Source organism: Kordia sp. (assembly GCF_965224175.1).
Lineage (GTDB): Bacteria > Bacteroidota > Bacteroidia > Flavobacteriales > Flavobacteriaceae > Kordia.
The window spans coordinates 2,000,736-2,015,697 of sequence record NZ_OZ245041.1; the positions used below are offsets into that span (position 1 = coordinate 2,000,736).

Here is a 14,962-nt window from a genome sequence, read left to right on the forward strand (position 1 = left end):
TCATTCATAAATGATCGAATTAATCCAAAATACAGGAATTCAATTTATAGAAATACCGCTTTACATCGATGAAGACGATAACCTAAGCAGCGAAAAAAGTTTTGCAGAAGAAATCACCTATGATGAGAATGGCAAAGAAGAATCTGGCGAAATTCTATTTCCGTATAAATGGAATGATTTATACATTGATTTCGACTCCATCAATGCGGAAGCAATTGACAAAGACGGAAGCGTGATTCCGGATGAAATACGAGAAGATTTTATACGAATCATTGACAAAAAAAACATCTATAAAATTAGAGGTCGGGAGTCATTTGACGTGTATGCCGGCCACTGGATTCCACTACCCTATTTTAGAACCCGAAACGACAAATCGAAACCATTTCATTCAGGTCCAGAAAACTGGTGTCGAATGTGGTTTGGAGAAGTAGATATTGAAACCAAAAAAACAGAAAACTGTACGCATAAAATTGTACTTGCCTTTGATACCGCCACTGCAGAAAATGGTCAAAATGATTACTTAAAACCCAACAAAGCAGATGCAACACCTTCCGGAAATATTCGGTTTAAGTGTGTAACCAAAGAACGTTTTTTTACTGCTTTTTACAGTCGAGAAGACATTGATACTTGGCTCACAAATATTTATGATTTAAAAGTTGCGAAAACAAGACATTATTTTAGACACTTTGCCAATTATTTTGTCTTATTGGATCTTTTAGAAAAAGTAGGAGGTTTTCCTGAAATAGCGTTACTTTCAGGTGACAGAACTATTGAAACCGGATTGGTTTTAGACATTGGAAATTCAAGAACTTGCGGATTAATCGTTGAAACAACTTCGCCGCAAACGAATAAAACATTCGACTTTACTTCTTCCAAAAAAATACAAATACGAGATTTGTCATTGCCCTACAAAATATATGATGAACCTTTTGAAATGCAAGTTGCTTTTGCAGAAGAACGCTTCGGAAATGAAGCCAGTCAGTATTTCGACGATATTTTTCAATGGCCAAGCCTTTTAAGAGTTGGAAAAGAAGCCGTACGACTCACTTCTATTTTTGAAAGTGAAGATTCGCAAGCAACTATGAGCAGCCCCAAACGTTATCTATGGGATCATGAAAAGACAAATTTACCTTGGATTAAAGTTGATAAAGACGGCTACATTGGCTACGCAAAATCTAAAAATCTAAAAAAAGCGGCGCTGTATGGTGTTTCAGAATATTTAAATGACGATGGATCACTCAATAATACAAGTTTTCCAACCACCGAAAGTAATTACTCTAGAGCTTCTTTAATGACTTTTGCTTTTGTCGAGATCATATTACAAGCCATCTCACAAATTAATAACTACACATTCAGAAAAGATATGGGGAATTCTTCTTTCCGAAGAATCCTAAAAAATATTGTCATCACATGTCCTACAGCAATGACAATGAAAGAACAAAAATATCTAAAACAAGCTGTGGTTGATTCAGTTTTTTTAATCAGAAAATATCATGGAAACGTTTTACATAACGATTTTAAAGTATATCCGTTAGAAAACTTAGACACTTTTGAAGAAGTTGAAAAATACTGGAAATATGATGAAGCTACCTGCTCGCAAATCACCTATTTATACAGTGAACTTGTTGACAAATTCAAGGGAAAGCACGAATTATTCTTTAAATACAAAGGAAAAAAACGTGAAAATACAGAACATCCAGATCAACCTTCTGTAACCATTGCTAGTGTAGATATTGGTGGTGGAACAACCGATTTAATGATTTGCAACTACCAAGCTGATGCTGATTCTGAAATTCCCGTTATAAAACCTATTCCCGTTTTTTGGGAAGGTTTCAATGTAGCAGGGGATGACATTGTAAAACGAATCATAGAGTTTGTGGTCTTACCAAGTATTGAAAAATATGTAAAAGACAAAGGTGGTACTACTGTTGAAGAAACATTAAATTATCTATTTGGACGTAATGCAGGAAATCAAGCGGCTACGCATCGTATTTATCGAAAACAATTCGCAAATCAAATTGCAACTTATTGTGCATATGATGCTATCAATCATGTGATGTCTAATAGCGTCAACAGAAAAAAAACAATTGCTGACATCTTCAAATCGTACCCAAAACCCAAGAACAATTTAATTCCGTATATCGAAAATGTTATCAAAAAAAGATGCAATATCTCAGAGTTTTCTTTTTTAGATATTTTAATTGACTTTGATATCAAACTCATTAACTATGCCATTGCAGACATCATCAAGCCTGTAATCAAGCAACTCACAAAACTCATTGCTGTTTTTGATTGTGATATTTTACTCTTATCAGGAAAATCGAGTAATCTAGGAATCATAAGAGAACTCTTTGAAAAATCGTTGGTATTAAGTCCTGATAAAATTATAAACTTCGGTGCTTACAGACTCGGTGATTGGTATCCTTTTGCAACTTTCGGTGCTGTAAAAGACCCAAAAACCACGGTAAGTGTTGGTGCGCTTATTGCTTTTTTAAGTTCTATCAATCGATTGGATAAATTTCGAATTGACTTGTCAGAACTATCAAATATCCAATCTACAGCAGAATATCTCGGCGTACTCAGTGACAACTTTTCACGAATAAAAGATGAAAAAATAATCTTTGATAAAGATAAATATGAAGGAACTTTCAAGTTTTATGGCGCTCCAATTTCTATTGGAATGAGACAATTACCATCAGAAGATTGGATTTCAACCTCGTTATACATTTTTGGATTCAAAGACGACTATCACAAAGAATTACTAATCAAAGAAAATGTACAATATCCATTTACGGTAACCATCAACAGAGATGATGAAAACAAAGAAGAGTTACTAATGGACGACATGGTCATTATTGATAAAAATGGTGAAACAATTGATGGCGAAAAATATTTTGTCCTATTCTTCAAAACACTTCCAAATGATGCTGCTTACTGGAAAGATAGTGGTTCATTTTTACTAAAAAATTATGCTGATGAGTAAATTAAGAATCAATCCAAGAAACAAAGATAATTTTGGTAGTCGTGATGAACATAAAGAAATCACTAACCAAACAAATTTGCCTGTTGCTTCAACCGAAGATATCAATTTTTATCTAAATAAAAGTATACACGACTTTACTGAAGAAACGCTTCAAAAATTTAAAATAGCGTGTCAACAATACAATCAATCGTTCATAGAAAATACGCAAAAAATTCAGGATAAATTATTCCTACTCACTAAGGTTGAACCTAAAAAAAAGGTAGAAACTATACCACAGGAAAACAACGCTACAAAAGATTCTTTAACCGTTAAATTGCCATCAATATTTGATGAATTAAAATCCTTAATTCAAGAAATTGTAGAAGATAACACCAAAGAAAATCATGATTTTTTAAATATTCTTAGTAACGAATTAGTTCAAATAAACACAAAAATTCAGAACAAAGAACCAATGATTGATAGTATTTACAATCAACTAACTGAGCTTTTACAAAAGTTACAATCATTCAATATTTTCCAACAAAAATATATATACCGATCTATCGCAAATTGTATAAACAGACAATACAGCAATTATCATCTTATCTCTCCAGAAGACGGAAACTTTGTTGATCCAAAATTTCATAGAATCGTATCTGGTAACGGGCAAAGAATTACGAGAGGACTGAGCTTTATCTTAACTGATAAACAAAGCGGAGAAGTACTAAAATTTGGGGATATAAAAACAATTTAATTTTGCAAAACATGAACGAAGAATTCAATCAGCTTAATGATAAAACTGGGAAAATAGTTGCTGCTTTGGAAAATGGTATCAAGTGGATACATACCAATGGAGACATTTCTACAAAAGAAACGAAAAAAAGATTGCTACAAAAAAATAAAAGAAGTCTAAACAGAGTCATACAAGCCACAAAAAAAAGACCTTCTGTTGCTATATTTGGACAAAGTCAAGTTGGGAAATCATTCTTAGTAAGAAGTTTAGCCAAATCGCCAAAAACTTCTAAATTGGAAATTGTAAACTCCGTAACTGATGAACGAATTGACTTTTTACAAAAAATAAATCCTCCAGGTGGAAGAGAATCTACAGGTATCATCACTCGTTTTTCTACAAGTAAACCAAAAAATATAGATCCAAAATATCCGTACAAAGTAGAACTTTTAAGTCAACTAGATGTAGCATCTATCATTATAAATGGATATTTAGAAGACATTCAAGAATATGTTGAAGAATTGAATCCTGAAGAAATATTAGAAAAAGTAACCTCGCTTAAAGCAGAAAATTATAGCAACTCAATTGCAGATCTCCACGAAGATGAAATCTATGATTTCATAGAATATTTAACGGTAAACTACAAAGATGATTATCGTATAAAATATTGTAAAAACATTAATTTTTTCAACGATCTAATAACATTACTTCCTAAAATAAGTTATGACAAACGTTGGGAATTGCTACACTATTTCTGGGGGAAAAATGAATTTCTAACAACCATTTTCAATCGACTTAGTGAAACGCTATCACAAGTGAATTTTTCAAAAATTGCATATGTAGATAACAAAGCGATCATTAATGGAAAAAAAGATCCAAAATTTGGAAACACAACTAATATTTTAGATGTTGAGCGCGTAAAGGAAATGTTTTATTCGCCTACTTTAGATAAACTTTCTGTTTGTGATGACAATGGAAATATTCAACATGTAGCTGTTAGTGAATTTAGTGCCTTAATCAAAGAATTACATTTTGAAATCCCGAATGATTTCGAAAAAGCCAATGAAAAAACATTCTTACTTTATACAGATGTATTGGACTTCCCAGGAAGTAAAAGCAGAGAAAAAGTACCAGAAGTTGTTTTTAATTCGAATAAAGAAAATGCAAAACTATCCATGTATGTAAGAGGAAAAGTATCTTACTTATTCTATTTGTACAACAGAGACATCGGAATTTCTACACTACTATATTGTATGGACAACGAACCGCCATTAGTCTCAGAATCGCCCGGATTGTTGGATAAATGGATAAAAAAATACGTGGGTAATACGTCTGAAACACGAAAAAAGCATCAAAATACGGTGTTGCATTTACTAAAATCTCACAACATAAAACACCAAGTAAATCATGTTTCCCCATTACTTATTGCTATGACAAAATTTAATGTGGAACTAAGCGGAAAAGGTGGTGCTGAAGTCATCAATGATCCAGAATCGCATGACTCAAAATGGTATGCGCGCTTCAAAGAAAACTTCAGCAATTACATGAGCAAACCTGTAGAAGACAAATGGACTGTAAATTGGGCTGCAGAAAACGATTCTTTCAAATTTATATTTCCCATCAGAGATCCTGGGTTTTCTGGCGCATTTTTTCAAGGATATGAACCAATTCATCAAAAAGAAGAAAAATTACGTCCAGAGAAAGTAGGAATCATTAACGATATGGAACAGTCATTCATGAACTCTAAAATTACTAATGATTTCATTTTTGATAAAAAAGAACTATGGACAGAATTGCTAACTCCAAACAAAACAGGAATAGACTATTTATGTACGTATTTAGAGCCTTCTTCTCACCCAATCAATATGCTAACACAACTAGAACATATTGTTAAAGAAGCAATACACAATGTGCTAGATATTTTAAAAAGTGAATATTCTTCTGGAAATATGGATGAAGACATGCGAACTGCAAAAATAAAAGGAGCAAAAGCTTCAATTTCTATTTTAGGATTGAGCAATGATTCTGATAACTCTTTAAGTACATTTTTAAAACAAGTGGCTATTTCAGAAGATGAAATTTGGCGTTTATTGTATGAATTTAAATTCAATGCAAATCAAGAAATACAAGAAGATACAGTTGATTACACCAAAATAAAATCGTTCCTAACTACATTAGGAATCAACATGGATACTAATGATTCTGTAACTTCAATAAAACAGGAATTACTTGATTTTTATGAAGTAGATGAAAAAGACCTTAATGAAATACTAAAAAGTCAAATAGGTGTTGATATTGATAATTTACTCTCTCCTAAATTAAAAACTAAAAATACTAGCGAACTATTTTCGGAAGTCGTTTTAAATCATTGGGCTGATAAATTAACCTCTGTTAGTTTTAAAAACAACCTAAAAACTGGAAATGAAAACAATGAAGTAGTAACTACTATTTTTTCAGAAATTTTAAAAAGCGATGCTAAAAAAAATGTCCGAGAGCAAATCGTTGAAATCATTGAAGCAGAATTAAAAGATGGTATCACCAAAGAAAAATTTAATCTTATCTCTAGCTGTATCGCTACGATATTAAATCGTTATGTTTTCTCTGCTACTTGGTTATTTCACGCGGAAGATCAAAAACCCAAACAAAAGCGAAATAACCAACCTGTATTTTCAAACGAATCCATTTTACATGACAAAACAATCATTAATAAAGAAATTATTGAAAGTGCCTCAAAAAACTACGTTTTGGAATTTTCGTCAGGTGTAAAAGAATTATTCAAAGAAAATGTAAAAAACAAATACGGAATTGACAATGATTTTAATTCTGAAGCAAATGCAGAAATAGGTGTCATTATTTCAAAAATAACTTCAATATAAAAAGTAAAAATTATGAGTAAAGATGAACTAGAATTTCAGAAATTTAGCAGGAAAGGATCTGTGATTCCGTTCATAATTACTGCTTTGTTAATTTTAGCTGCTATATTTTTGCTGAGAAACTGTAATTCACCAAATGAATTTTGGAATGGATCACGTCCAAATTACAGTTACACAACACCTATTTTCCCTGAAAATCCAGATCGATTACAACCTATTGATACTACAAAAATAATCATTCCTGACGATCCGTTAAAACGTCCTATTATTTCAGACTTATTAAATGTCTACATAGAAGACTCAACAGATTTAAAAAGTTTCTCTTCAGGTGTTATCAATGTGTATGCTAGCGATTCTATAAAAGTAACCTACTATGCTGAAGCTTATAAAAGAGTTCAATTTCAAGTGCCTCCAAATAAACTAAAAGAGCTAAAAGAAGCTATAAAAACAAGGTTTTCCGTAGTAAAATTTGTGTGTTTTGAATCAATTCTTTCTTCCACACAAACCAAAACAGACCCAGATTTTAGTAATCAAGATTACGATTGGTTTTATAAACAAATAAGACTCTACAAAGCTTGGAATATTACCATGGGAAATCCGAACATAAAAATTGCAGTAATTGATGATTCATTTGATGCTTCACATTTAGAATTAACCAATCAAATAGAAAAACCCTGGAATGTATTTGAATATTCTAAAAACATAAATACCTATAACGGCAAACTAAAACACGGAACACACGTTGCCGGAACCGTCGTTGGAGAAATTAACAATGGCGTAGGTATATCTGGCGTAGCTCCAAAATGTAAAGTAATACCTATACAAATTGCTGATGCTAATGGAAGGATGACTACTTCTTCTATTTTAGATGGTATCTTTTATGCGCTAAAAAATGATGCCAACGTTATTAACATGTCTTTAGGTATTGACATGTCAAATGCTTTTGGAAACCTTACCGAAGAACAGCAAAAAACATACGCTAAAACAATTTACACAGATGAAGCTGCAATGTGGAATGAAGTCTATGAAATAGCGGACAAAGAAGGTGTTATCATTGTACAAGCTGCTGGAAATTCGGCTGTCATTTCTGCATTAGATCCTATGAAACGATCTAAAATCTCAATTGTAGTTGGTGCTTCTGATAGAGATAAAAATAGAGCCGTTTTTTCTAATTATGGTGAAGAAGTAGAAATTTACGCGCCCGGTGTTGGTATATACAGCAGTATTCCCGATCAGAAATTTACAACTATGGACGGAACCTCAATGGCTTCTCCAATTGTTGCTGGTTGTATTGCACTCGTCAAATCTATCAATCCTGATCTCTCTACAACTGAAATTAAGCAATTACTTGATGAAACTGCCGAAGATGTAAATAATGAGTTCAAACTCATACAGATTGACAAACTCTTACAAAAAACACAAGCATTATGAATACAGTTAAAGAATCTAACTTAGGAAACATAAAATCCGTATTTAATGATAATTCATCCAATGCGCATTACTATAAAATAATTCGCAAAACCTTTGGCGATATCATACAAGACCTAGAGTTTGCAAAACCTATCATTCAAGTAAATCAAGGAATCATTATTTGGCAATCTACGCACAATGGTCCTTACTTATCATACACTTCTTTAACTATTCAACAAAAACAACATATAGATCAGTTAATTCAAGATTCTTTTAATGAAATGGCTGTTGTTTTAGGGAAAAAAAATGATAAAAACTTTCTGGATGATATTATAGAAATACCAAGTGAAGAATCCATTTTTTACACCAAAGATGCTAACAATACTATAAAAGTAATTCTTACAGAATGGGGTTATATAAAAGATGAACATATAAGGCATGAAGGTGTTTTAAAAAAAATATTTTCTCAAACACTGAAATCATTCATCATTAAATTTCAATCTAGTACAGGAGAACTACTAGAAGGAATAAACGCAAAAATTTCTACACAAAATTTCAATCAAAATTATACATCAAATGCGCAAGGAGTAGTCAAATTAAACAACCTTAACAAATCAGACACTATTCACATTAGTAGTCCTGACGATAATTTCCAAGAAGCACAATTCAATGTAAATACTACTGAATCTTACACAATTATAGTAGAACGAAATTTTAATCTTACCTTTGAAGTAATTGATTCACTAAACAACCCTGCTGGGAATACAAATTTCTCCTTTGTTTCAGATCAATTTCCTTCTAGAAATTTTCAAACAGATGGACTTGGGTTTTATAATCTAAAACTTCCTGAAAAAGAAGGGTGCTTTCAGATATTCTCTCCAGAGAACAATGAATTACTCTCTGGAAAACTACACAATCACGATGAAAAATATACCATCGTTTATGATCCTCCAAGAGAAGAATTAGAACCAATTATTATTCCAGAAAAACAAGAAGAAATACCGCAAAACTACATCGAATTAGAATTTCTAAATTGGCGACGCAAACCCATTAAAAATCAAACGATTAGCCTATATGGTAAAAATGGAAAAACAGCATACACTACTGATTCAAATGGTATTGTCACTATAGATTCTTTACATTCAGACATTGAATATTCCGTTTTCATGAAATACAAAGGAACTGATTGGAAAAAAGATTTTATACATAGAAACGAAAAAAGACACGTGTTTATCGTAAAAATGAAGCGTTTTCTATGGTGGTGGATTCCGTTTATCCTTTTTTTTTTATTATTACTACTAATTCCAACGCGTGTTACGCATGAATATTTAGTTTTAGACAAAACCACAAAACAACCTATACAATCAGCTAGTATTGACAGTTCTGAGCCATTAGCTTTTCGAACTCAAAACTCAGGAAATGTAACAGATTCCTTGGGAAAACTAGCTATTGACTATGGAAAAACTCCACTCTACAAGCAAATTTTCAAAAAACCAAATACAGATATTTCTGTTCTTAAATCTGGTTACGAAAGTTTGCAAACAAAAGTTCCACTAGGATATTTCAAAACCACAGAAAGTATTGTGTATTTGAATAAAATACCGCCGCCTTCTCCAATCCCTGATCCACCAGAAGAAAAGATAATACTGCCTTGCGGAGGTACGAATTATGATGATACTGGAAATCAAATAAAATACTTTGATTTAGGAAAATCAAATAGCAATTTTCTATTTGAATATTATAATGATACATATTTAGACATCATAACTGTTCATTGTGAGGATGGAACTGTTCTCTTTACTGTTGATACTACAACTGATACAGCTAATTTCCAAGACTCGAAAATTATTTTTGCTCCGTGTCAATTCATATATGTGATGGTAAATGGTACAACAAACTGGGGAATACGAGTAAATTGTCCGAAATAATCAAACTCAAAATTAATTAATTCAAAATTCACAATCAACTCCAGATCTTCTCTCCGACTCCACTAAGAAATTTCTTTATTAAAAAATCCTAACAGTAATGTTGGGGTTTTTTATTTACACCAATCACTAACACAATTTATTTATTATAAGAAAAAAATACTTCGACAGATTTATCAGAATATTTTTCTAGTCAACAATTTAACATGATTCGGTTGGCTTTTTTTTGCTTCCATACGCTACTATCTATATATTTGAGAAAACACAATTCATGAGAGTTTTTCTGAGACTTTTCTTTATTCTTTTTTTGATTACAATTTCTTGTAAGCAAAAATATTCGCAGTCACAATCGCATAAATATACTAATGCGCTTGCTAATGAATCAAGTCCGTATTTACTACAGCACGCACACAATCCTGTAAATTGGCAACCTTGGAATGAAGAAATTCTAGCGAAAGCTAAAAAAGAAAATAAATTGATTTTATTTTCTATCGGATATGCTTCTTGTCACTGGTGCCACGTAATGGAGAAGGAAACTTTCGAAGACGAAGAAGTGGCAACTTTTATGAATACTCATTTCATCAATGTAAAAGTAGATCGTGAAGAACATCCTGATATTGATAAAACATATATTAAAGCGGTACAATTAATGACTGGAAATGCTGGCTGGCCATTAAATTGCATTACACTTTCTAGTGGTGAACCTGTTTGGGGTGGAACCTATTTTTCTAAAAAAGATTGGTTGAATTCTTTAGAGCAAATCGTTCAAATTCACAACGAAAACCCTGAGAAGACTGTTGAGTTTGCAAAAGCACAAGCGAATCGCATGAATTCACTACAGATATTTTCTAGCGCTGATGACCATTTAAACTTGTCAAAAACTGTAACAGATACGATTATTGCTACTTGGAAAAAAGAACTCGATCTTCAACATGGTGGATTAAAAGAAAATAATAAATTTCCAAGACCTAGTAATTATAGTTTTCTGTTGCGTTTTGCTACAACTCAAAAAGATGCTGAGTTAACGAATCATGTACAGAAAACGCTTAAAAATATTGCAAATCGTGGATTATTTGATCATGTAGAAGGCGGTTTTGCTCGCTATAGCACAGACGAACAATGGAATGTTCCACATTTTGAAAAGATGTTGTACGACAATGCACAATTAACTTCCGTATTTTCACACGCATATCAAATTCATAAAGACGAAACGTATAAAAATACAGTCTATCAAACACTCAGTTTTGTCAAAGAAAAATTTTTACGTGATGATGGTTTGCTATATTCTTCTTTGAATGCCGATAGTTATAATGATGAAAAAGAAATGGAAGAAGGTGCTTTTTATGTTTGGAAATCAAAAACATTAAAAACACTTTTTAAAGAAGAATATACACTTTTTGCAGATTATTATGGCACGAAATCACTTCCTAGAACAGAAGAAGGAAAACATGTATTGGTAAAGATGTATGAAGATGCTGTTTTTGCAGAAAAACACAATCTGACAACTCAAGAAGTACAAGATAAAAAAGCCCAATGGAGAATAAAATTACTAGATGTACGCATGCAACGAGAAGCTCCAGAAACAGATATAAAAGTAATTACTTCATGGAATGCTTTGATGTTAAAAGCGTATGTAGATGCGTACAAAGTTTTTGGCGACGAACAATTTAAAGCACTAGCAATTAAAACTGCTACTGCAATGAAAGATAAACTTGTTTCTAAAACTTGGCAAGTTTCTCGAAGTCTGGAAAATAAAAATATTGATGGATATTTGGAAGATTATGCTTTCTTGATTGATGCTTTTATCGCTGTCTATCAGATTACTTTTGACGAACAATGGCTCAATGATGCAAAATCATTGACAAACTATACACTTGACCATTTTTACGATACAGACAAACATTTATTCACCTTTAGTAAAACAAGTACTAAAGGCTTAAATTTCAAAGATTTTGACGTAGAAGATGGCGTAATGCCTTCCTCAAATTCTGTGATGAGCAAGAATCTATTTCATCTTGGACATTATTTTGGAAACGACGACTTTTTATCAAAAAGTAAAAAAATGTTGCAGCAAATAATGCCAGACGCAACGGCGTATCCGTATTTATATTCCAATTGGTTGGAAATGTATTTAAATCTTTCAAATCCGTATTATGAAGTTGTTATTAACGGGAAAGATGCACTTACGAAAACAAAAGAATTACATAAAAACTATCTTCCTAATATCATTCTTTGCGGAAGCACAACAGAAAGTGACTTACCTTTATTAGAAAATCGTTTTTATGAAGATAAAACATACATTTATGTTTGTGTAAATAAGGCGTGCAAATTACCGACTGAAAGTGTTGAAAAAGCAATTTCTTTGATGAAGTAATAAGTCATGAGAAATTAGCATTGAGAATTGAGAAATTTCAAAGTGTAGACTTCGCAAAATAGAAGATCAAATAAACCTTTTAAAAAACTTAGTACAAACAAAAAAGGAGCAAAATAACCAAAAAATGAATCCTCCAAAACACATACTTCCTATAATTGTCATATCGCAATTCTTTTGTACTTCGCTTTGGTTTGCTGGAAATGGAGTCATGTTTGAGTTGAAAACAACGTTTTTATTAGAAGAAAGTGCGTTAGGGCAGATTACTTCTATTCTTCAATTTGGATTCATCATCGGAACGCTCATTTTTGCCATTTTATCTATCGCTGACCGTTATGCACCTTCTACGGTTTTCTTTGCTTGTGCTTTGTTTGGCGCAATATTCAATGGTCTTCTTATTTGGAAAGGGAACAACTATACAAGTATTCTAATTTTTCGTTTTTTGACAGGTTTTTTCCTTGCGGGAATTTACCCTGTAGGAATGAAAATCGCCTCCGATTATTACGAAAAAGGACTCGGAAAATCGCTTGGATATTTGGTTGGCGCACTCGTTATTGGAACTGCATTTCCGCATTTACTAAAAGAATTAAAAGGAGAACTTCCATGGGAATTTGTATTGATAGCAACTTCATCTTTGGCAACAATAGGTGGAATTTTAATGATCACTTTTGTTCCTAATGGACCATTTAGAAAACCAATGCAGAAAATAAATATTTTGGCAATTCCGAATATATTCAAAAAACAAAACTTTAAAAAAGCTGCCTTTGGGTATTTTGGACATATGTGGGAACTATATGCTTTTTGGGCATTTGTACCAATCATACTTCAAATGTATATAGAACTACATCCAACTGTATCTTTTAATATTCCGTTGTTATCATTTATAATCATAGCAATTGGTGGTTTTGCTTGTGTACTTGGTGGCTATATTGCACAGAAAATAGGTGTAAAACGAATTGCCTTCTTATCTTTATTATTGTCTTGTATTTGCTGTTTAATTTCTCCAATACTGTTTACACTAGATTCGCCTGTATTGTTTGTTTCCTTTTTACTATTTTGGGGAATGGTTGTTATTGCAGATTCACCACTTTTTTCCACTTTGGTAGCTCAAAATGCTCCTTTAGAATTAAAAGGCACCGCGTTAACCATTGTTAATTGTATTGGCTTTTTCATTACTATTTTTAGCATTTTACTTCTAAATATGTTGAAAACATCAATAAACTCACCAATCATGTTTATTCTTTTGGCTTTAGGACCTATTTTTGGTTTGTTCGCGCTGATGAAAAAAGAAAAGTAAGACTACTTCTCCTCACGTTTTGCTTTTAAAGCAACTTCAATTTCTTTCATCTTTTTAGAAGTTAACGGATAAAACCATAATGCCACAATTCCAACCAAAACAAATATAGCTGGCACTAAACTCATGTTTAACTTGATACCTTCCAACATTTCGGCAGTTTTTACAGCAACTTGTCCATCGTAATTGTATAAATTCAAAACCATCAATGTAATTGCTCCGGCAACTCCACCTCCAAATTTCATAGCAAATGTTCCTGCAGAAAAGATCAATCCTGTAGCACGGCGTCCATTTTTATATTCTGAATAATCGGCAGCATCACCTAACATCGCAAAGAACAATACTGGCATTAATCCTGCTCCAAATTCTGAACTAATTCCCAAAACAAACATCGTCCCTACTTGATTTGCTTCTAACCAATACATCGCTCCTGCTGTAGCCGCAGAGAATAAAATACTAATGATAAATAAATTCACTTTTCCAAACTTTCGTGTCAACGCTGGCGCAAAAATGGTTGAAATCATAGAAATCACCAATAACGATAGTAAGTATAAACCTGCCAATCCATTTTTTCCGCCCCAAGCGGTCAAACTTCCAAAAATATTATTTTCATCATTCACATAATGTGTAAAATAATACATTGTAGAACTTTGCTTTATGATATTATAAGTCACAAATACAAATCCGATAAAAAGTAATATTAACCAAGGTTTGTTTTTGACTAAATCGTCATAATCTTCTTGAACATTATTAGTTTCCACTGCTTTTACACGTTCTCTTGTGGTGTAGAATGTAATTAATGAAAACATCGCTAAGATAAACGCCAACACATACATCGTATATTGATAGCCAATGTTTTTATCTCCTTGTCCTAAGTAGTCTACTAAAGAGATAACACCAATTGTAGCAATAATTCCTCCTAAATACGCTCCAAAGAAGCGATAAGAAGATAGTTCTGTACGCTCTTTTACATTACTCGTCATTACGCCCATTAATGCAGAATAAGGAACATTATTCGCCGTATACACTAAAGTATAAAATATGGAAGTTGCATATGCCCAAATGATTTTTCCTGTGAGGCTTAAGTCTGGTGTTGTGAATTGTAACACTAACGCAACTCCAAAAGGCAACGCTGTCCATAGTAACCATGGGCGAAATTTCCCCCATTTACTTTTGGTACGATCGGCAATGTTTCCCATTACTAAATCTGTAATTCCGTCACCAAATCGGATGACTAATAACAATGTTGCCACTGCTGCTGTTCCCAAACCGAAAACATCTGTGTAGAAAATAGGCAAAAAAGGTCCTATGGTACGCCAAGCTATGTTTGCTGCCGTATCACCTAATGCATATCCTACTTTTTCTTTAAATGTTAATTTCGTTTGTGTTGACATCTG

At 32.5% G+C, this 14,962-nt stretch carries 8 protein-coding genes; 7 read left to right on the plus strand and 1 reads right to left on the minus strand.

Features of this window, described 5'->3' with window-relative positions:
- Positions 1-10: 10 nt before the first annotated feature.
- The 7 genes from ACOQOS_RS08750 (at position 11) to ACOQOS_RS08780 (ending at position 13,568) form a co-directional block, all read left to right on the plus strand.
- On the plus strand, positions 11-2,983 hold the full coding sequence (locus tag ACOQOS_RS08750; RefSeq protein ID WP_420574591.1) for a virulence factor SrfB: 2,973 nt from the start codon (positions 11-13) through the stop codon (positions 2,981-2,983).
- Positions 2,976-3,716, plus strand: a complete 741-nt coding sequence (locus ACOQOS_RS08755; RefSeq protein ID WP_420574592.1) for a hypothetical protein — start codon at positions 2,976-2,978, stop codon at positions 3,714-3,716. The genes ACOQOS_RS08750 and ACOQOS_RS08755 overlap by 8 nt, the downstream gene beginning before the upstream one ends.
- An 11-nt stretch (positions 3,717-3,727) precedes the next feature.
- Positions 3,728-6,568: a virulence factor SrfC family protein gene (locus ACOQOS_RS08760; protein ID WP_420574593.1), complete on the plus strand. Its 2,841-nt coding sequence runs from the start codon at positions 3,728-3,730 to the stop codon at positions 6,566-6,568.
- A 12-nt stretch (positions 6,569-6,580) separates the two neighbouring features.
- Entirely contained in the window at positions 6,581-7,996 is a 1,416-nt protein-coding gene (locus ACOQOS_RS08765; protein WP_420574594.1) for a S8 family peptidase, read from the plus strand.
- The gene (locus ACOQOS_RS08770) at positions 7,993-9,903 is read left to right on the plus strand and encodes a hypothetical protein (protein WP_420574595.1); all 1,911 of its coding nucleotides are present in this window, start codon (positions 7,993-7,995) and stop codon (positions 9,901-9,903) included. The genes ACOQOS_RS08765 and ACOQOS_RS08770 overlap by 4 nt, the downstream gene beginning before the upstream one ends.
- Before the next feature lie 268 nt (positions 9,904-10,171).
- Positions 10,172-12,274 (plus strand): thioredoxin domain-containing protein, encoded by a 2,103-nt coding sequence (locus ACOQOS_RS08775; protein ID WP_420574596.1) that lies wholly within the window; start codon positions 10,172-10,174, stop codon positions 12,272-12,274.
- A gap of 124 nt (positions 12,275-12,398) precedes the next feature.
- Complete coding sequence (locus tag ACOQOS_RS08780) at positions 12,399-13,568, plus strand: MFS transporter (RefSeq protein WP_420574597.1); 1,170 nt, start codon at positions 12,399-12,401, stop codon at positions 13,566-13,568.
- A 2-nt stretch (positions 13,569-13,570) separates the two neighbouring features.
- Here ACOQOS_RS08780 and ACOQOS_RS08785 read toward each other — a convergent pair whose 3' ends face one another.
- Complete coding sequence (locus ACOQOS_RS08785) at positions 13,571-14,959, minus strand: MFS transporter (protein WP_420574598.1); 1,389 nt, start codon at positions 14,957-14,959, stop codon at positions 13,571-13,573.
- Positions 14,960-14,962 lie beyond the last annotated feature (3 nt).